Raw genomic sequence first — 20,788 nt, 5'->3', positions numbered from 1 at the left:
AATCACAAAAAAAGAAGCAACTCGATCAAATCGGGTTGCTTCTTAAATTTATTCAAAAATTATTCTTCGTTTTGTTGAACAGGAATTTTATTGTCTAAATCAGTTCTCACCACTAATACATCAGATGTTGCATTACGAATAACATATTCTGAAACAGATCCAATAAACAATCGTTCAACAGCGTTCAGCCCTGTTGCACCTAACATGATCAAATCAACTTCGTGATCTTGAGGCAGCTGTTTTGCAATCAATGGTTTTGGAGAACCATATTCAATAATGCTCGATACTTTTTCACAGCCGTGCTCTTTTGCTTGTTTTTTGTAACCTTCGAGTGTTTGTTTTGCCATTTCACTTGCTTGCTCAGCTAGTACACCATCAAAAGAAGAAACGGATTGGAATGCTCGTGTATCAATAACATGAGCTAATAGTAATTCTGCATTATTTCTCATAGCAACATTCATTGCTTTTTGAAAAGCTAATTCTGATTCAGATGATCCATCAACAGCAACCATGATTTTACGATAATTTTGTAACATTGTGACCACTCCTTTTCAAATAGTTGAAAACACATTGTTCTTAATAGTTTAATTGTAGAACAAAACAGTGAAAAAGGAAAATAAAAAAGAAGATACTATCATAGAATCTTCTTGGCAAACATTATACTGAATACAGCTGAAATCACAAGTAAACTAAAAATATAGAACAACGAAAAAAACTTTAAATTAAACATACCAACTAAAATTCCAATTGCAGCTAAAATTAAATAGAAAACACCAAACTGATGCAAAAATTGCTTATTTTCATCAGGTTCACCATTGTGCATCAATGGCAAAAAAACAGCTGCTTTTTTTAATAAATAAGTCCCAATAATCACTAATAACGCAACAGATGCAAAAATAAGTATGCGTACCATGCATTGCCCCTCCATCAAATAAAAAACAATTTGCTCTCCGCAAATTGTTCGATAATCTAAAAAAAATGGTAAAATCCGTCGATGCCGTTATTCGTCCTATAGTATTGAACCCGCAAACAAAGCAGGTGGGTTCCACGACTGACAGCTTTGAACTACCAAATGAAAAGGCATGTTACCAGCTTAGGTACCAGAAGGATCCCTAGATATCAATAAAATGTTCGGTCAACACACAAAAAAGACAACGCGTACATCACAGATTTACCATCTTTATAATAGCACAACATAGCGCAAACAGCAACGAGAGCGCTTGAAATTGGAAGTTATTTATTATCTAGTGTTTTTTCCTTTTTCCAGTCTTTGATTCGTTGGAATTGTTGATGTAAGGCTTGTTCATATTTGCCTGTATCGATGGGTTCATAATAATGTGCATTTTTTATTTTATCAGGAAGATACTGCTGATCGACCCAAGCATTTTCATAATTATGAGGATATTGGTAACCAATTCCACGGTTCAATTCTTTAGCACCGGAATAATGACTATCACGCAAATGATCAGGAACATCTCCAGCCTTTCCTTCACGGATGTCAGAGAGTGCAGCATCAATTGCACTGATGGCAGAATTGGATTTTGGTGACAGACAGAGGTCAATGACCACACTAGCCAGTGGAATACGAGCTTCAGGAAAACCAAGTTTTTCAGCTGCTTGAATAGCTGTTACTGTGCGAGCAGCAGCTGGCGGATTTCCTAAGCCAATATCTTCATAAGCGATCACCATTAAACGACGGCAAATGATTGGTAGGTCACCTGCTTCAACTAACCGTGCAAGATAATGAAGTGCTGCATCAACATCACTACCACGGATTGATTTTTGAAAGGCTGAAATCACATCATAATGGGCGTCACCATTTTTATCATGAGTAAGTGCTTTACGCTGTACACATTCTTCGATGATTGAAAGAGTGATCACCACTTCTTCCTTATCTTCGGGAGTTGATTTTACAGCTAATTCTAGTCCATTCAAAGCACTGCGCAAGTCACCATTTGTTGCTCGGGATAAATGCTGTAGTGCTTTTTCTTCTAAAATTACTGGAAATTCTCCTAATCCGCGCTCTGAATCAGACAAAGCTACTTTAATCGCTTCTTGAATATCTAATTCAGTTAATGGCTTGACTTCAAAAATTTGTGTTCGACTTCTGATGGCTGGATTAATCGTAATATAAGGATTCTCAGTTGTTGCTCCAATCATAATGATCCGACCGCTCTCAAGATGAGGAAGCAGGAAATCTTGTTTTGTTTTATCCAAGCGATGAACTTCATCTAATAATAGAATCACTGTACCGCTCATTTTAGCTTCTTCTGCGACAATTTGCAGATCTTTTTTTGTATCCGTTGCTGCATTCAGTAAGCGAAAAGCATAATTCGTCGAACCAGCAATTGCGCTGGCAATACTTGTTTTACCAGTACCAGGCGGACCATATAAGATCATGGAAGAAAGCATCTTGGCTTCTACCATCCGACGAATGATTTTCCCAGGACCAACAAGATGCTGTTGTCCAACGACTTCATCTAAATTACGTGGTCGCATACGATAGGCTAAAGGTTTTTGCATCGTTGAACCTCCTTAATATAAAAGCGTAGCGAGCTCGTTCAGCCTTGACAGAAAAATAGGAAAATAGGAGAGCGGCGTTTTAAGCCGCAATTCTATTTTATCTTTTTTCCGAAAGGCAAGCTCGTAAAGCTAGACAATATAAAAGCGTAGCGAGCTCGTTCAGCCTTGACAGAAAAATAGGAAAATAGGAGAGCGGCGTTTTAAGCCGCAATTCTATTTTATCTTTTTTCCGAAAGGCAAGCTTGCAAAGCTAGCTAAAAAATTCTTTATAGAGTGATTATACCACAAAGAACGTACGTTTGCATTCGAGCCTGTTTAGTCTATTAGAGTAGGAAGGAAATATGAATTTATCTTGCGAATCGTTTGTTATTTCAATGGATAATAGGCCTAGATTCGTGTATGATAGAAAGTGGTGAAAATAATGGATGATACGATAAATTTTTTTAATACACAGTCAACTGAAGAAATTGCTCAGTTTTTATTAGGGATGTATTTAGAACATGAGACTGAATCTGGTACACTCGCAGGATATATTGTCGATACAGAAGCATATCTAGGACCGGAGGATGAAGCGGCTCATAGTTTTGGATTGAGAGATACGCCGCGTTTAAAAGCAATGTATGAAAAGCCAGGTACGATTTATTTATATACAATGCACACGCACTTGATTTTAAATATGGTAACGCAAGAAAAAGGGAAACCACAAGGGGTCATGATTCGGGCTGTCGAACCTATTAAAGGAATCGCAAAAATGGAAGAAAATCGCAAAGGACGCAAAGGACTTGATTTGACTAATGGTCCAGGGAAACTTGTTGCAGCTCTTGGAATCAAGCGAGATTTATACGGTCAATCGATTTTTAATAGTTCATTGCGAATTGTTCCGGAAAAAAGAAAAATACCAAAGAAAATCATCGCACTTCCTCGAATTGGCATCCCAAATAAAGGCATCTGGACGGATTTACCTTTAAGATATGTGGTTTCAGGGAATCCCTACATTTCCAAGCAAAGAAGAAGTGATATCGATAAACAGGCTTTTGGCTGGAAGGAAGAAAATAGATGAAAAAAGATACTATGTTGACCTATTTAGATCAACAAATCACTAAAAAGATCACAGAATACGATGTAGCACTTGACTGGAATACCAGAAATCATTCCATCGAAGTAATTTTCCGTTTATTTGCAGAAAATAAGCTGAACGAACAAATCGATGATGCTACGGGGACGATCTCTGAAGAGGAGATCATTGAATTTGAAGACGGCGTTTTATTTTATAATCCTGAGAAATCTCCTGTGGATGAAAATGATTATTTAGCTGTTATTCCTTATGAAGGAAAAAAAGGAATCAAACAATCGGTATTAGATGGGTTTGTCGAATATTTAAACGAAGTGTTAGCAGAAGGTCAAAGTGATTTATTAGACTTTTTAACGGACGACGAGCAAGAAGTTTTTGAACTGAAATGGTCGAATGAAGACTTTGAAGTAGCAGTACAAAAGCATCAAAAAACAGCTGGCGATACCTATATCGCGTATCCAAGCTATTAAAAGAGGTGATAATATGAAGTGGACAGAAGTCAAAGTTGAAACAGCAAGTGAAGCAGTTGAAGCAATCTCAAACATTATGATGGAAGCTGGAGCAAGTGGTGTTGCAATCGAGGATTCTTTAGACGTAGAAAATTTTCAAAGTGATATTTATGGAGAATTACTGGATAAAGAGCAATTTACGCATATTAAAGAAGGTGCGTTGGTAATGGCGTATTTTCCTGAAACAACTTTTTTACCTGAAATTTTACCCTTTATCAAAGAAAGTATCACTCGCTTGCCGGAATTTGGACTGTCAATCGGTAAAAATGAAGTGAATGTGAGTGAAGTGGCAGAAAGTGATTGGGCAACTGCATGGAAAAAATATTATCATCCAGTTCGCGTGACTCGTTTTCTTACAATTGTACCAAGTTGGGAAAAATACGAACCACAAGATACAGTTGAAAAAATCATAACGTTAGATCCGGGAATGGCATTTGGTACAGGAACGCATCCTACAACACGTTTGACATTACAAGCTTTGGAAACCGTATTGCGAGGAGGCGAAACGCTTCTTGATGTTGGGACTGGTTCTGGTGTGTTGAGTATCGCTAGTAAATATTTAGGGGCAAAAGAAGTTTATGCCTATGACTTGGACGATGTAGCGGTGACCGCTGCCAAAGAAAATATGGATATGAATCCGATCGCAAGTGAAGTTCATGTTTCTGCAAATGATTTGCTAAAAGGAGTAACTATTGAAGCAGATGTGATCGTGGCAAATATTTTAGCGGATATCATTACATTGATGATCGAAGATGCTTGGCGTTTACTGAAAAATGATGGAACGTTGATTGTTTCAGGTATCATACAGGAGAAAAAAGCCATGATCATTGAAAAAATGACTGAAATGGGTTTTCTTGTGGATCAAATTTTCCAACAAGGGGATTGGTACGCAATTATCTTAAAGAAAACAGAGGAAGAGTAAAATGCAACGTTACTTTCTGACTGAACCTTATGAAGCAAAAGAAAGCTATACGATCAAAGACGAAAATTATCATCATATCGTTCGAGTGATGAGAATGGAGCCAGAACAGCAAGTTTACTTAGCGTTTGGGGACCGCTTGGCTATTATTGCTGAAATCACCGAAATCACAGAGGATGCTGTTTATTTAAAAGAAATTAGTAAAGAACAAGCAGAAAAAGAATTACCCGTCAATGTTACGATTGCTTGCGGTTATCCTAAAGGGGATAAGCTGGAGTGGGTGGTACAAAAAGGAACGGAACTTGGCAGTCATAAATTTATTGGATTTCCGGCTAAAGCATCTGTTGTAAAGTGGGACCATAAAAAGTTAGCAAAAAAAACAGAGCGTTTGAAGAAAATCGCAACCGAAGCGGCAGAGCAATCTCATCGGCAGTTTGCACCAGATATTGTATTATTAGAGAAAGAACAAGAGCTGATCGATGTTTTTTCAAGTTATGACAAAGTCTTGATTGCTTACGAAGAGTCTGCAAAAGTTGGGGAGCGCAGTCGCTTTGCTACGGCACTTTCTGAATTATCTATTGGGGAATCAGTCTTGATTATTTTTGGTCCAGAAGGTGGCTTTTCACCAGCTGAAATAGAAACATTTCAGGAATATAGCGCTATTATCTGCGGCTTGGGTCCACGTATTTTACGTGCTGAAACGGCGCCAATGTATGTATTAAGTGCTATCAGTTATCAATTTGAATTAGTGTAAGGTTTAGGGGGTTATTTATGGAGTTAGAGTTACAAAGGCTTTCCATTATGGTAATGGATCAATCATTTACAGATCAACAGTTCACAGAGGAAATCCTTTTTTTGAAAGAATTTCCAGTTCGTTCAATTTTTGTTTTACCCTATAATGTACCAAGAGCAAAACAATTATTAACAGGGACGATGATTCAAGTAGGCAGTTTCGTTGATTTTCCGCTAAGTGGTGGAACGTTAGCAAAAAAAGCATTTGAAACAGGGCAGTTATATCGAGATGGGGCATCGGATGTATTTGTGACCATGGTGCCAGAGCAGTTGAAAAGTTATGAGAATCATAGTTATCAAGTGTTAGAACAGCTGTCATTTGGGCGAAATGCTCTAGGTTTTTTCTTAGATAGTAGCCATTTAACGAATGATCAAAAGCAAGGCTTAACAATGAAAATTGCAGAGACAAGTATTAGTGCTATTTCTCTAGGCGTTGATTTGACGATGGAGCAAGCGATTTATGATATGAGTATTTTTAGAACTGTCAGAAAAAAACAAATGACATTTCAAGTAAATGTCAAAGCACCAACGTTACTTGAAATTGAACTTCTTTTCCAGGCAGGTGCGTCATATATAGGGATCAGTAACGGTCGGGAGATTTTACCTCTGATTTCAAAATGGAATTAAGATTTGAGTAATTGAAAATCTAGAAAAATGTTAGTATAATAAAAGATGCTGAAAGTGCTACTGTTTCAAGTGGTACTTTTCTTTTTTTTTAAAGAGCGTAACGCATTAACTATTTTGCGTTTTTATGTACATAAATCGTTCAGACATAAATGTTAGAGAATGTTTGACACAGGGACAAAGGAGTGACAAGAATGCCAAAAGAGGAAATTATGACTGGTCCAGGGGTCATCAAACTTGTATCGAAATATATGACACCACAACATGTTGCATTTGTTCAAAAAGCGTGTGACTATGCTGAAAAGGCACATGAAGGTCAATTCAGAAAATCTGGTGAGCCTTATTTTATTCATCCAATTCAAGTTGCGGGGATTTTAGCAGAATTACGGATGGACCCACATACTGTTGCAACAGGTTTTTTGCACGACGTAGTAGAAGATACGGATGTAACACTTGACGATCTATCAAATGAATTTGGCGCAGATGTTGCGATGTTGGTTGATGGCGTGACGAAACTTGGGAAAATAAAATACAAATCTCATGAAGAACAATTAGCTGAAAATCACCGTAAAATGTTATTGGCAATGGCACAAGATTTACGTGTAATCATGGTGAAATTGGCTGACCGTCTGCATAACATGCGTACATTGAAGCACCTGCGTGAAGATAAGCAGCGCCGAATCGCACAAGAAACGATTGAAATTTATGCACCTCTTGCTCATCGTTTAGGGATCAGTCGAATTAAATGGGAGCTAGAAGATACGGCATTACGCTACATCAATCCCAATCAATATTATCGAATTGTTAATCTGATGCAAAGCAAACGAGATGAGCGAGAGGCTTACGTTGAAGAAGCGGTGGAAGACATTCGTCTGGCTACAGAAGACTTAGATATTTATGCTGAAATCTATGGTCGTCCCAAACATATATACTCAATCTATCGCAAAATGAAAGACCAGAAAAAACAATTCAATGAAATTTATGATTTACTGGCGATTCGTGTGATCGTTGATTCAATCAAAGATTGTTATGCTGTCTTGGGGGCGATCCACACAAAATGGACACCGATGCCAGGACGTTTCAAAGACTATATTGCGATGCCAAAAGCTAATATGTACCAATCTATTCATACTACAGTCATCGGGCCAAAAGGTAATCCAGTAGAAGTGCAGATCAGAACACATGAAATGCATCAAATCGCTGAATTCGGGGTTGCAGCTCACTGGGCTTATAAAGAAGGTAAAACTGAAAAAGTCGATGAAGATAATGATACAAAACAACTAAGCTGGTTCCGTGAAATTCTTGAACTGCAAGATGAAAGCTATGATGCTTCTGAATTTATGGAAAGTGTCAAAGGGGATATTTTCAGCGATAAGGTTTATGTTTTCACCCCCACAGGCGAAGTTACAGAGTTGCCTAAAGGTTCTGGTCCATTAGATTTTGCGTATAGTGTGCATACTGAAATCGGGAACAAAACAACTGGTGCTAAAGTGAATGGGAAAATGGTTCAGTTAGATTATACACTGAAAAATGGTGATATTATTGAGGTATTGACATCGCCAAATTCCTTTGGTCCAAGTCGAGACTGGCTGAAAATGGTTGCCACAAGTAAGGCAAGAAATAAAATTAAACGCTTCTTTAAAATTCAAGACCGTGAAGTTAATATTATTAAAGGGCATGATGCCATTAGTAAATACTTGATCGAACATGGTTTTGCTCCAAAAGAATTTTTGAGTAAAACGAAAATGGCAGAAGCGTTGGATCGCTTTAATTTTCAAACAGAAGATGATCTTTATGCTGCTGTTGGCTATGGAGAAATTAGTGCCCAAGTAGTCTTTAATCGTTTAACTGAAAAAGAACGCAAAGAACAAGAAATAGAACGCCAAAAGCAAGAAGCAGAGGAATTGATGACGCAACCTGTCAAAAAAGAATCTGATAAAATGAAGGTTCGCCATGAAGGTGGAATCGTGATTCAAGGTGTTGAAAACTTGCTTGTTCGCATTAGCCGCTGCTGCAATCCAGTACCAGGAGACAAAATTGTCGGCTATATTACAAAAGGACGTGGTGTTTCGATCCACAGAGCAGATTGTCCAAATGTTCAGCATCAAGAAGAACTTGCTCAACGACTGATTGAAGTTGAATGGGAAGATACCGACAATTCAAATAAAGAATATGATGCCGATTTAGAAATTTATGGTTATAATCGTAGTGGATTATTGAATGATATCCTGCAGGTTATTAGCTCAATGACCAAGAATCTAGTGAGCGTTGAAGCAAAACCAACAAAAAATAAAATGGCGATGATCCATGTGACCGTTAAAATCCAAAATTTAGCACATTTAAAAACAATTGTCGATAAAATCAAAAATATACCAGATGTATATAATGTTCGTCGAACCAATGGTTAGGAGGGATAAGCTATGAGAGCAGTCATCCAGCGAGTGACACAAGCTGAAGTTAAGATCAATCAAAAAAGTGTCGGGAAAATAAATCGAGGGTTCATGATTTTACTGGGTATTCATGAATCAGATGATCTAGACGATGTCGCTTATTTGGTCCGTAAAATCAGTAAGCTTCGTGTGTTTGAAGATAATGCTGGTAAAATGAATCTAAGTATTGAAGAGGCAAAAGGTAGTATTTTGAGTGTTTCTCAATTTACGTTATATGCAGACACTAAAAAGGGCAACCGTCCTAGCTTTACAGAAGCTGCTCGACCAGAAGTTGCGATTCCTTTGTATGAGCTATTCAATAAACAGCTTAAGGGACTAGGAATTTTAGTAGAAACGGGAGAATTTGGAGCTGATATGGCAGTTTCACTCATTAATGATGGGCCAGTGACGATCATTATTGATACAAAAGATAAATAATCGACAAACATTATTCTTGCAACGCAATGTAGCAGGGATAATGTTTTTTGATAAGTTTTTAGAAAAGGCTATATTAAGAATAAATGCTTGGTATAATAAACTATAAAGTGATTGTAGAGGTGTAAAATGAAAAAATATAATGAAGAGTTGTTACCAAAATTAAAAAAATTACCAGTACCAGAATTACACGAAACGCTCGTTTCATTAAGTGATTGGTTGAGACCCTTGGTTACAGTAGACGAATTAAAGGATTTTCAAAAAAGAGCAATGACCTTCAGTGTCTCCGATGGCGTATTATTACAAAAAAGTCTAGTTGATTATGCGGAAAATATGGCTGGTAGCTGGCTAGCCCCCCTTTGGGAAGAGAATTATTTAGAGAGTCGAGGCCATTTACAAAGTGAGTCAAATTTCGCCTTGATCATTGACGAAAGCTACTACGATCATATCGAATCAAAAGAAATACTGGCAGCTCAATTGATCTATCAAATGACTACTATTTATCTTAGCTTAGCGAATGAAACCTATCCGATCGAGTATACAAAAAATAAGCAAAATATCGATATGTCCTTTTATTTAAATTTTTTCAAAAGCTGTAGAATACCTGGAAAAGACCGAGATTCTTTTTACAGAGGTGAAATACAAACTGCTGGAAATTATATCGTGATTATTGCAAATGGTACTTATTTTCGTTTAGATGTGACAAACGATTTAGGAGAAATCAATGCTCTAGAACAAATACTAGAAAATGTGAAGTATGTTTTATCGTTAGAGCATATACCAAAACATGGTGATGATCTGATTTCGTATTTAACCGGGGTAGAAAGAGAACAGTCAAATTTGATTTATCAACAGATCAAAGCGGAGGAGCTGAATAGCCAAAATTTAAAACAAATCGAAGAAGCACTATTCGTTTTGAGCTTTTCAGACGGGAAAGATGAGTCAAAAGAAGATCGAATCACGGATGTTTTGTTAAATACAAGCCATCAATTTTTAAGCAAAACGACACAAGCAGTCATTACCAAAAGTGGTCATATCGGTTTTAACATGGAACATACAGCGATTGATGGTGTACCAACATTGAATTTACTTACCCAAATTTTTCAATCATTTAATAAGTTGAAACTAGAAAAGACTGAAAAAATCTCTTCAAATTTGGTTCAAAAAATTGAATGGACACTGACAAATCAAATGATCAGTTCGTTAAAAGAAGCGCAAAAACTTGTAGAAATAGAGAATAATTCCTATATCTTCAAACATCTTGTTTTCAAAGAATTTGGAAAAGAACAAATGAAAAAAGCGAAAGTAAGCCCGGATGCTTTCTTCCATATCGCCTTAGCAATGGCGCAGTACAGCGTTTTTGGAAAACTAAGATCTGTTTACGAACCAGTTGCTATGCGTATGTATTATGAAGGCCGAACAGAATCTGCCCGTTCAATCAGTCAAGAGAAAAAAATGTTTGTAGAAGCATTCTACGATGAAACAAAATCGATTTCTGAGGAAAAATTAGTGGAGTTATTTGTAGAAGCAGCAACAGCACATTCTGATCGAATCTTGCAATGCCAAAAAGGGAAAGGGTTAGAACGTCATTTGTTTGGACTTCAAAAAATGGTATGTAACCCTAAAGAAGGTCAATCCTTCTTCTCAGCAGAAGCCCTTAAACGATTAGGGGAAGATTTTATTTCAACCACTGGACTTTCGTATGATCTATTAGAATCATTTAGCTTTGGCCCAGTCAACAAAACAGGTTTTGGTCTTTATTATGGCATTTTAAATGAAAAAATCCTTTTGACCTTATCCGCTAAAAAAACGCATGAAAGTGAAGCGGCACAAATGCTAGAAGCAATTTCTGAGGCACTGATCGCTTTAACTGAGTTTTTAGACATTTAGTAAAAAAAGAGGTTGGACAGAAGCGTTTAACTCGGAAAAATAAGAGTTGTTTCTGGTCCAACCGTTTATTCGGAGCCCTTAAGGCAAGCTAAAATAATTTATTGATTCGTTGATAATCTTCTTGAGTCAAATGGACATCCAAAGCTTTTACATTATTGATTACTTGCTCAGGTTTTTTCGCACCTGGGATCACAACAGCTACAAAGGGATTTTTGATATACCAAGCAAGCACGATTTCTGCAACGCTGGCATTATAATCTGCTGCAATCAATTTAAGTTGGCTGACTTTGTCGATAACGGCTTTAAATCGCTCACCCTGAAAATCTGTTTTTTTACTTCGTAGATCTTCAGGTGGAAACGTTACATCGCTTTCGTATTTTCCTGTCAATAAGCCAGAAGCCAATGGAAAATAAGGAACAAAGGAAATCTGCTGTTCCTTTAAATAGGGCAGTAATTCATTTTCCGCCTCACGATGAATTAAACTATATTCATCTTCAACGATATCGATATTCCCTTCTTGATTTGCTTCTTTGATTTGCGCCAAACTAAAGTTAGAAACGCCAATTGCTCTAATTTTTCCCAGTTCTTTTAACTTTTGTAGGGCAGCAATTGCTTCATTTTTAGGGGTTGTTTCATCTGGAAAATGAATGTAAAAAATATCGATATAATCTGTTTGTAGTCGCTCTAATGCTTCATTAACAGAACGTGTTAAAAATTCTGGTGTATTATTGAACGCGCCATCTTTCGCTGGATCATGAGCAGCTTTAGTTGCGATAACAATTTTACTACGATCAAATTCTTTTAAAACCTCACCAATCAATTCTTCTGAACGACCCATCCCATAAGCAAAAGCGGTATCTAATAAAGTAATTCCACTATTTAAAGCCGTTCGGATGATTTCTTTCCCAATGTCATCATTTAAGTTTGGAAAAAGGTTATGACCACCTACCGCATTTGTTCCTAAACCTAGAGGTGTTGAAAAAACCTGAGTTTTACCAATTTGTACGTCTTGTGTCATTATAATTCCTCCTAAGTTTTTCTTTTAGTGTAGTTGATATCGGTGAATCAGTGAAGTGTTTTGACTTATTTTTAACTTTACAAACAAGAAACGCGCATTCTTTTTGATTTCAGCGCTGAATTAGTTGGATCCCTCTTGACTTTACGATGAAATTTTAGTAATTTATATGTAATATCAAAAAAATCAATGAAAGAACGAGTAAATTTCAAACTGATCGTATAAGAGAAAGTTGCCAAGGCTGAAAGCAACTTCATTAGGGAAATTGAAAGACATTCTGGAGATGAACGGATAAAAAACCGTTCCGTTGCGAGCGTTAATCGTTAGAGGAAAGAGCAATCTTTCAAACTTAGGTGGTACCGCGTGTGTCTATTCACTCGCCCTTGTATTTATACAAGGGCGAGTTTTTGTTGTGAATCACTACGATTGGCTCTGCCAGAGTAGATGATGAACAATACTTGGCGAACGCAGTGAGAGAAGTGACCGTACTAGTGAATCACGCCACTTCGATTCGAACGCATCACTTTCTAAAAGCCAACGGTTCAAGAATTAAAGGACTACGATTGGCTTCGCCAGAATAGATGATGAACAATACTTGGCGAACGCAGTGAGAGAAGTGACCATACTAGTAATTCATCAAACGCTATGCTCTCAAACAAACAACAAGGTCAATCAATAAAAAAGTGCGCCCGACGCGTCCGATCAAAATCTTGATCAATCGTTAGAAAAATACAGTGCAAACAATAACTAGGAGATGAAGCCAATGAGTTATCAAAAACCAAAAGGAACTAATGACTTGTTACCCGGAACTTCTGAAAAGTGGCAGTTTGTTGAAGAAACTGCCCGTTTGATTTTTCGTGACTACCAATATGAAGAAATTCGTACCCCTATTTTTGAACATTATGAAGTGATTTCTCGCAGTGTAGGAAATACGACCGATATCGTTTCAAAAGAAATGTATGATTTTTACGATAAAGGAGATCGACATGTAACCTTGCGTCCAGAAGGAACAGCACCAATTGTCCGTTCATTTGTAGAAAATAAATTATTTGGACCGGAATTTGTAAAACCATATAAAACATACTATATGGGCCCCATGTTTCGTTATGAGCGTCCTCAAGCAGGGCGTTTGAGACAATTCCACCAAATCGGTGCAGAAGCCTTTGGTAGTGTGAATCCAGCGGTAGATGTTGAAAGTATGGCGATGGCGTTAGACTTTTTCAACCAATTGGGAATCAATCAAATTCGTTTAGTAATCAACTCTTTAGGCGATAAAGCAACAAGAGCTGCTTATCGTCAAGCGTTGATCGATTATTTAGAACCAAAAATGGCTGAACTAAGCGAAGATTCAAAACGTCGCTTACATGAAAATCCTTTACGTGTTCTAGACAGCAAAGATAAAAAAGATCAAGTGATCGTCGCCGATGCACCCTCTATTTTAGATTATCTGAGTGCTGAGTCAAAAGAACATTTTGAGACAGTCCAAACGATGTTAAACGAATTGAATATTCCGTTTGAAGTGGACAGCAATATGGTTCGTGGGTTAGATTATTACACGAATACAATTTTTGAAGTGATGAGTGAGGCTCCAGGTATGGGCGCTCAAGCGACAATTTGTGCTGGTGGACGTTATGATGGCTTAGTCGAAGAATTGGGTGGGCCAGCAACACCTGGTTTTGGTTTTGCAATAGGAATTGAACGTGTGCTGATCACAATGGAAGCAGAAGAGATCGTAGTTCCGGTAATCAATGAAATCGATGCTTATGTTGTCGGAATTGGTGACCAAACAAATGTTGCAACACTAAAACTTGTACAAGCTATTCGGAACTTTGGTTTCTCAGCAGATCGAGATTTTATGGATCGTAAAGCAAAAGCTCAATTTAAAACAGCGGCTAAATTAAATGCAAAACTTGCTTTGACCTTGGGTGAAACTGAATTATCTGAAGGGATTGTAAATGTAAAATCAATGGCTAATCGTAATGAAAAAACGTTTCCACTATCAGATATTTATGAAAGATTCGATGAAGTTTATGATGAAATGATGACAGTGATGTTTGATTAATAATGAATAAAAAATGAAGAGGAGTAATGATCAATGACAGAAAGAACAGTATACTGCGGAGAAGTCTCAGCAGATTTAGTAGGGCAGGTTATAACATTAAAGGGTTGGGTACAAAAACGTCGTGATTTAGGCGGAGTTATTTTTATCGATTTACGTGATCGAGAAGGCATCGCACAAGTTGTTTTCAATCCAGCACATTCAAAAGAAGCATGGGAAATTGCAGATAAATGTCGTAGCGAGTATGTGATTGAAATCACTGGAGAATTAACGTACCGTGATAAAGAAGCTATCAACCCTAAAATGAAAACCGGTGAGTTTGAAATAATGGCGACAGCTATCACGATTTTAAACACAGCTAAAACGCCACCCTTTTTAATTGAAGATGAAAATAATGTCGGCGATGAAATTCGTATGAAATACCGCTATTTAGATTTGCGCCGTCCACAAATGACAGCTAACATAAAATTACGTCACGAAGTGACAAAATCAATTCGTCATTATTTAGATGATACTGATTTTATTGATATCGAAACGCCTTATTTTGGCAAATCAACACCTGAAGGCGCTCGTGATTATTTAGTTCCTTCTCGCGTTCATGCGGGTCATTTCTATGCATTGCCACAATCACCTCAAATTTTTAAACAATTATTGATGAATGCTGGTTTTGATCGTTATTACCAAATCGTTCGCTGTTTCCGTGATGAAGATCTACGTGGGGACCGTCAGCCTGAGTTTACTCAAATTGATATCGAAACGACTTTCTTATCACCAGAAGAAATCCAAACAATGACTGAAGAAATGTTAGCAAAAGTGATGCGTGAAACAAAAGGGATCGAAGTCACATTACCGTTCCCGCGTATTAGCTATGATGAAGCAATGGCACGTTATGGAAGTGATAAACCAGACACACGTTTCGATATGGAATTGATCGATATCGCGGATGTGGTAAAAGACGTTGATTTCAAAGTGTTCCAAATGGCCTTAGAAAATGGCGGACAAGTTAAAGCGTTAAATGCTAAAGGTGCAGCTGATAAATATTCAAGAAAAGATATGGATAACTTAGGTACTTATGTAAGCCAATTTGGTGCTAAAGGGCTCGCTTGGTTAAAAGTAGAAGAAGATGGACTAAAAGGACCGATTGCAAAATTTTTAACGGATGTGTCAGATGATTTGATCAAGGCAACAAATGCTGAAATCGGTGATATTTTGATGTTTGGTGCAGATAAACCAGAAGTGGTTGCAGCTTCATTGGGTGCGGTTCGTTCACGTTTAGGGAAGGAATTAGGATTGATCGATGAGTCTAAATTCAACTTCCTATGGGTCGTTGATTGGCCATTGTTTGAATACGATGAGGAAGCAGGTCGTTATGTTTCTGCCCACCATCCATTCACACAACCAAAAGAATCAGACATCGAATTACTTTCAACAGATCCAGCAAAAGTTTACGCTGAGGCATATGATATCGTCTTAAATGGCTATGAATTAGGCGGCGGTTCACTGCGTATCCACAAACGTGCGTTACAAGAAAAAATGTTTGAAACACTAGGCTTCACTAAAGAATCAGCACAGGAGCAATTTGGTTTCTTATTGGATGCTTTAGAGTATGGTTTCCCTCCACATGGCGGAATTGCTTTAGGCTTAGATCGTTTAGTAATGTTGTTGGCAGGTGAAAATAATATTCGTGAAGTGATTGCCTTTCCTAAAAATGGAAAAGCGGCTGATCCGATGACAAGCGCACCAAGTGTGGTTTCACCATTACAATTATTTGAGTTGAACATTGATGTAACAGCAGTTGATGAGTAAATAAAAACTTAAGAAGAGAGGGTGCTTCTGCTCTCGCCGTTTATTCGGATTCTTTAAGGCTAGGAGATAACTCGTAGAGTTATCTCCTAGCCTTTTGTTGTTAAAGAGAATGATATATCGTTAAATTTGATAGTGTAGGCATCGTTTATAAAATATTTATATTTATGTTTTATACTGAATATATAACGTTTCAAAGGAGGGATATGGTGATTAAAAAGAAACTTTTGACAAAAGTATCGTTGATAACACTATTTTTAATTATTCTATCAGCTTGCCAAGTAAAAAAAACGGATCAAACAATGCCAACAAAGGAGAGTACAGCCATGACAAAAGAAGAGAATAGTACAAATCAATCAAGTGAAACAGTGGAAATAAATTCATCAGAGTTACCTAATAAATCTTTTGCTGAGGGATCTTTAATTCAAGCTGTAAGAGAAAATGATTTGAAACAAGTTCAAGAAATACTAAAAGATGACAATTACAAGATCGATGAAGTTGATACTCAAGATGAAACGCCACTTTTAATCGCAACGCATCAAAACTCTATTGAAATTGCAAAATCATTGATCGATGCAGGAGCAGATATTAATAAACAAGACACAATTTCAGATAGCCCATATTTATATGCAGGAGCCCAAGGTAAGACAGAGATCTTACGGTATATGTTAGAAAAACAAGTGCCTGATCAGCAAAAAGTTAATCGGTTTGGCGGAAATGCGCTGATACCTGCTGCTGAAAAAGGACATCTGGATAATGTCAACATTTTATTAAAAGATGAGCGCTCAAATGTTGATCATCAAAATAATTATGGCTACACTGCTTTGATAGAAGCTGTTGCATTAACAGATGGTTCTTCAATCTATCAACAAATTGTCAAAGCGTTGCTAGAAGGTGGGGCTGATAAAACATTGAAAGATAATACAGGTCGAACAGCTGAAGACTATGCTAGAAGTTTAGGTTATTCTGAAATATTGACTTCATTAAATGAGTATTAAACAATAATGGAACAGAAGTTTCCCTTTAAAGAGGTTACTTCTGTTTCGTTTTTTTATTCACAATGAGTTTGAATAAAAAATAGTATAAACATAAAAAATGCCTAAAGAAAGATTAAAGATAGTGAAACTTTTGGTTTATTTAAAAGATTCTGCTTTTTTTCTTCCCTTAAAGCACGTATAATGAAATTCAAATGAATCGAGTAAAGTGAGGCTGCTTCCACATGAAAAAATTATTTGAAAGTTTACCTGTCCATGATTATACGACAAAACTTTCAGTGTCGATCGTTTACGCGATTTTGGCATCTGTTGCAATGAACTTCTTTTATCAACCAGGAAACATTTATTCCAGTGGGATTACTGGATTGGCACAAATTTTAACGACATTATCAACAAATGTTGTGGGATTCCATGTGCCGGTGTCGATTACGCTGTACGCGTTGAATATTCCTTTATTTTTTATAGCATGGCGTAAAATAGGTAAAAAATTTACAATTTTTACTTTTTTAACTGTTACGTTGACATCTATATTTATGCAAATCGTGCCACAAACAAGTCTGTCAGATGATCCTATTATTTGTGCGATTTTTGGTGGGGCTGTTATGGGATCTGGAATTGGATTTGCATTGAAAAATGGTTTATCTTCAGGTGGCCTAGATATTTTTAGTATCACGATCAGAAAAAAAACAGGGCGCTCAGTAGGTTCTATTTCAATGTACTTTAATGCCTTGATTATTTTTGTTGCAGGCTATTTGTTTGGTTGGCAGTATATGTTTTATAGTGCGTTATCGATTTTTGTGAGTGGAAAAGTGACAGATGCCGTCTATACGAAACAAAAGAAAATGCAAGTCATGATCATCACAAAAAATCCAGATGCTGTGATCGATGGGATTCAGCAGAAAATGAGAAGAGGAATCACAATCATTCATGAAGCGGAAGGTGCTTATCGTCATGATAAGCAGACATTATTGTTGACAGTTGTCACTCGGTTTGAATTGCCGTCATTGGAAGCAGCAATGAAAGAAACTGATCCGTCAGCTTTTGTAAGTATCTCAGATAATGTCAAGATTCTTGGCCGGTTTTATGAAGAGGATCTATAGGGAAAGAAGTGTCTCATCCTAAGAAATAAGGAGGAATTAACGGGAGTTGTTCAATAAAATTTTGTGAATTTAAGCTTATTTATAAAGAGATTACTTCTGCTCCAATCGTTTATAAAGATTCCAAGTGAGTGGGACATGACTGAAAGAGAGTTGTGTCCCGCTCACTTTCTTTTTTAAGATTATATTTGAAGTATAAGAGTGTAGAATAAAGTATTGTATTGATAAGATCAGGCTATAAATTATCGGGTTATAATTTTAGTTGTATTGATTCAAGTAATGTCAGAAACTTTTTGACGGTTAGTTAAAATGGCTGGATATAAAATTAAGAAACAAGTGACTAATTCAAAAAAATAATCTCTTTTTCTTGAAATGAAAAGTGAAAACTGGTACACTTAGAATGTAAGATTGAGGGGCACTTTTAAGATGTTAATAGAATTTAACAATGCGAAAGAGGAACATCAATCCTATTTTTTTAAAGTTCATAGGTCGTTTTAAGTCTTACTTGGACGTTTTTAGACCAACGAAGGAGCGCATCATGCTAGATGAATTGAAAATGATTGAAGCAGTTGCTCCAGATTTGCTCGATGTAATGCAGGAAAGGTTTCATATTCTTCGTAATATATACTGGATGCAGCCTATTGGACGTAGAAGTCTATCGGATAGTATGGGAATTACAGAACGGGTCTTAAGAACAGAGACCGATTTTCTGAAAAACTTACAATTGATAGAGACTTCTAAAAGCGGAATGACATTAACTGAAAAAGGATTAGATGTTTATCAAGGTTTAGAAGCTGTTATGAATCAGTTACTTGGTATGCATCAAGTCGAAAAAGAAATCAGTCAATATTTTGGGATCAAGCGTTGTATCGTTGTGGCCGGTAATAGTGACAATCAAGAGAAAGTTCTTTACGAATTCGGTGATATTTTGACCGATTCATTAGACTTACTTTTACCTGAAAGCAATAATATTATTGCTGTTATGGGTGGCACTACAATGGCAATGACTGCTGAGCATATGGGCACGCTAGAGACGGAAAAAAGACATAATTTGTTTGTTCCAGCTAGAGGCGGAATCGGAGAAGCAATGACGGTTCAAGCTAACTCAGTAAGTGCTGTAATGGCCAGCAAAACTGGTGGTCATCATAGAGCATTATATGTTCCAGAACAATTGAGTCTTGAAACATATAATTCATTACTGCAAGAACCATCGATTCAAGAAGTATTGACACTGATCGAACAAAGTAATTGTGTTGTTCATAGTATCGGACGTGCTTTGCATATGGCTGCACGCCGCAAAATGTCAGATGATGAAATGGTCATGTTAAAGCAAAACAACGCTGTTGCAGAATCTTTTGGTTATTTCTTTGATGAAGAGGGGAAAGTTGTTTATAAAATCCCTCGCATTGGACTTCAGTTAAAAGATGTACAAAAAATTCCGAATGTCGTAGCAATTGCTGGCGGTAAGACAAAAGCCAAAGCAATTCGCGCATACATGAAAAACGCACCAAAACAAACGTGGCTCATCACGGATGAAGCTGCTGCAAATGAGATTTTAAAAGGGGTAACCCTTTAAAATAAAAAAATTTTTGATTTTCATAAGGAGGAAATCTTTAATGACAGTTAAAGTAGGTATTAATGGATTTGGACGTATCGGACGCTTAGCATTCCGTCGTATCCAAGATGTAGCAGGAATCGAAGTAGTAGCAATCAATGATTTAACAGATGCTAAAATGTTGGCTCACTTGTTAAAATATGACACGACTCAAGGACGTTTCAACGGAACTGTTGAAGTTCATGATGGATCTTTCAACGTAAACGGTAAAGAAGTAAAAGTTCTTGCTAACCGTAACCCAGAAGAATTACCATGGGGCGATTTAGGTGTAGATATCGTTCTTGAATGTACTGGATTCTTCACTTCAAAAGAAAAAGCTGAATTACACTTAAAAGCTGGTGCTAAACGTGTTGTTATCTCTGCTCCAGGCGGAAATGACGTACCAACAATCGTTTATAACACTAACCACGATATCTTAACAGGTAAAGAAACAGTTATCTCAGGTGCTTCATGTACGACTAACTGTTTAGCTCCTATGGCTAAAGCTTTACAAGATAACTTTGGTGTTGTTGAAGGTCTTATGACTACGATCCACGCTTATACAGGTGACCAAATGACTCTTGATGGACCTCACCCAGGTGGAGACTTCCGTCGTGCACGCGCTGCAGCAGAAAACATCGTACCTAACACAACTGGTGCTGCTAAAGCAATCGGTCTAGTTATTCCTGAATTGAACGGTAAATTAGACGGAGCTGCTCAACGTGTTCCTGTAGCAACTGGTTCATTGACTGAATTAGTAACAGTTCTTGACAAAAAAGTAACGGTTGAAGAAGTAAATGAAGTTATGGCTAAAGCTGCTAACGAATCTTACGGCTACAACACAGACGAAATCGTTTCTTCTGATATCGTAGGTATGACTTTCGGTTCATTATTCGATGCTACTCAAACAAAAGTAATGACTGTTGGCGACCAACAATTAGTGAAAACTGTTGCTTGGTATGACAACGAAATGTCTTATACTGCACAATTAGTTCGTACTTTAGAGTACTTCGCTAACTTATAAGATTCATT

Annotated in this window: 19 protein-coding genes, 1 other RNA gene and 1 other annotated feature; of the genes, 15 read left to right on the top strand and 5 right to left on the bottom strand. The window is 37.1% G+C overall.

Annotated elements, in window-relative coordinates:
- Window positions 1-59 precede the first annotated feature (59 nt).
- The 4 genes from AC4BC4_RS11415 to AC4BC4_RS11400 all read right to left on the bottom strand — a co-directional run bounded on the left by AC4BC4_RS11415 (window position 60) and on the right by AC4BC4_RS11400 (window position 2,523).
- Window positions 60-536, bottom strand: a complete 477-nt coding sequence (locus AC4BC4_RS11415; protein WP_490475778.1) for a universal stress protein — start codon at window positions 534-536, stop codon at window positions 60-62.
- 98 nt (window positions 537-634) lie between these two features.
- Entirely contained in the window at window positions 635-913 is a 279-nt protein-coding gene (locus tag AC4BC4_RS11410) for a hypothetical protein (RefSeq protein WP_490475777.1), read from the bottom strand.
- A 68-nt stretch (window positions 914-981) separates the two neighbouring features.
- Window positions 982-1,175, bottom strand: a non-coding RNA gene (gene ssrS / locus AC4BC4_RS11405) — 6S RNA.
- A gap of 58 nt (window positions 1,176-1,233) precedes the next feature.
- Window positions 1,234-2,523 carry a replication-associated recombination protein A gene (locus AC4BC4_RS11400; protein ID WP_490475776.1) on the bottom strand — a complete coding sequence of 430 codons (1,290 nt, stop codon included), beginning with the start codon at window positions 2,521-2,523 and terminating at the stop codon, window positions 1,234-1,236.
- 421 nt (window positions 2,524-2,944) lie between these two features.
- On the opposite strand from AC4BC4_RS11400, the gene AC4BC4_RS11395 reads away from it, so the two are divergent.
- From AC4BC4_RS11395 to AC4BC4_RS11360, 8 genes are all read left to right on the top strand, one after another.
- Window positions 2,945-3,583 carry a DNA-3-methyladenine glycosylase gene (locus tag AC4BC4_RS11395; RefSeq protein ID WP_490475775.1) on the top strand — a complete coding sequence of 213 codons (639 nt, stop codon included), beginning with the start codon at window positions 2,945-2,947 and terminating at the stop codon, window positions 3,581-3,583.
- Window positions 3,580-4,065, top strand: a complete 486-nt coding sequence (locus tag AC4BC4_RS11390; protein ID WP_438756911.1) for a DUF3013 family protein — start codon at window positions 3,580-3,582, stop codon at window positions 4,063-4,065. The genes AC4BC4_RS11395 and AC4BC4_RS11390 overlap by 4 nt, the downstream gene beginning before the upstream one ends.
- A 13-nt stretch (window positions 4,066-4,078) precedes the next feature.
- A complete protein-coding gene (gene prmA / locus AC4BC4_RS11385; protein ID WP_490475774.1) occupies window positions 4,079-5,026 on the top strand; it encodes a 50S ribosomal protein L11 methyltransferase in 948 nt (315 codons plus the stop codon).
- A 1-nt stretch (window position 5,027) separates the two neighbouring features.
- A complete protein-coding gene (locus AC4BC4_RS11380; RefSeq protein ID WP_490475773.1) occupies window positions 5,028-5,777 on the top strand; it encodes a 16S rRNA (uracil(1498)-N(3))-methyltransferase in 750 nt (249 codons plus the stop codon).
- A gap of 17 nt (window positions 5,778-5,794) precedes the next feature.
- Window positions 5,795-6,442 (top strand): deoxyribose-phosphate aldolase, encoded by a 648-nt coding sequence (locus AC4BC4_RS11375; RefSeq protein ID WP_490475772.1) that lies wholly within the window; start codon window positions 5,795-5,797, stop codon window positions 6,440-6,442.
- Between the two features lie 191 nt (window positions 6,443-6,633).
- Window positions 6,634-8,847 carry a RelA/SpoT family protein gene (locus AC4BC4_RS11370; RefSeq protein WP_438756907.1) on the top strand — a complete coding sequence of 738 codons (2,214 nt, stop codon included), beginning with the start codon at window positions 6,634-6,636 and terminating at the stop codon, window positions 8,845-8,847.
- A gap of 12 nt (window positions 8,848-8,859) precedes the next feature.
- A complete protein-coding gene (dtd, locus tag AC4BC4_RS11365; RefSeq protein ID WP_490475771.1) occupies window positions 8,860-9,306 on the top strand; it encodes a D-aminoacyl-tRNA deacylase in 447 nt (148 codons plus the stop codon).
- Window positions 9,307-9,432: 126 nt separating this feature from the next.
- Window positions 9,433-11,193: a choline/carnitine O-acyltransferase gene (locus AC4BC4_RS11360; RefSeq protein WP_490475770.1), complete on the top strand. Its 1,761-nt coding sequence runs from the start codon at window positions 9,433-9,435 to the stop codon at window positions 11,191-11,193.
- An 88-nt stretch (window positions 11,194-11,281) separates the two neighbouring features.
- Here the strand turns inward: AC4BC4_RS11360 and AC4BC4_RS11355 are convergent, their stop codons facing one another.
- Window positions 11,282-12,211 (bottom strand): aldo/keto reductase, encoded by a 930-nt coding sequence (locus tag AC4BC4_RS11355; protein ID WP_490475769.1) that lies wholly within the window; start codon window positions 12,209-12,211, stop codon window positions 11,282-11,284.
- Window positions 12,212-12,388: 177 nt separating this feature from the next.
- Window positions 12,389-12,596: a binding site (T-box leader), on the top strand.
- A 70-nt stretch (window positions 12,597-12,666) separates the two neighbouring features.
- Between AC4BC4_RS11355 and AC4BC4_RS11350 the strand changes: the two genes are divergently transcribed.
- The 7 genes from AC4BC4_RS11350 (at window position 12,667) to gap (ending at window position 20,780) form a co-directional block, all read left to right on the top strand.
- On the top strand, window positions 12,667-12,789 hold the full coding sequence (locus AC4BC4_RS11350; protein ID WP_490475768.1) for a hypothetical protein: 123 nt from the start codon (window positions 12,667-12,669) through the stop codon (window positions 12,787-12,789).
- 182 nt (window positions 12,790-12,971) lie between these two features.
- Window positions 12,972-14,270, top strand: coding sequence for a histidine--tRNA ligase (gene hisS, locus AC4BC4_RS11345; protein ID WP_490475767.1), 1,299 nt, complete (start codon window positions 12,972-12,974; stop codon window positions 14,268-14,270).
- Window positions 14,271-14,303: 33 nt separating this feature from the next.
- Window positions 14,304-16,073 (top strand): aspartate--tRNA ligase, encoded by a 1,770-nt coding sequence (gene aspS, locus AC4BC4_RS11340; protein ID WP_438756902.1) that lies wholly within the window; start codon window positions 14,304-14,306, stop codon window positions 16,071-16,073.
- A 206-nt stretch (window positions 16,074-16,279) separates the two neighbouring features.
- Entirely contained in the window at window positions 16,280-17,068 is a 789-nt protein-coding gene (locus AC4BC4_RS11335; protein ID WP_490475766.1) for an ankyrin repeat domain-containing protein, read from the top strand.
- Between the two features lie 221 nt (window positions 17,069-17,289).
- On the top strand, window positions 17,290-18,165 hold the full coding sequence (locus tag AC4BC4_RS11330) for a YitT family protein (protein WP_438756900.1): 876 nt from the start codon (window positions 17,290-17,292) through the stop codon (window positions 18,163-18,165).
- 535 nt (window positions 18,166-18,700) lie between these two features.
- Window positions 18,701-19,738 (top strand): sugar-binding transcriptional regulator, encoded by a 1,038-nt coding sequence (locus AC4BC4_RS11325; protein ID WP_438756899.1) that lies wholly within the window; start codon window positions 18,701-18,703, stop codon window positions 19,736-19,738.
- Window positions 19,739-19,778: 40 nt separating this feature from the next.
- On the top strand, window positions 19,779-20,780 hold the full coding sequence (gene gap, locus AC4BC4_RS11320) for a type I glyceraldehyde-3-phosphate dehydrogenase (protein ID WP_069646063.1): 1,002 nt from the start codon (window positions 19,779-19,781) through the stop codon (window positions 20,778-20,780).
- Window positions 20,781-20,788 lie beyond the last annotated feature (8 nt).

Source organism: Enterococcus sp. AMC1086 (assembly GCF_058216575.1).
Note: the sequence above shows the minus strand (reverse complement) of the source record. Positions and strands in the feature narration are given on the sequence as shown.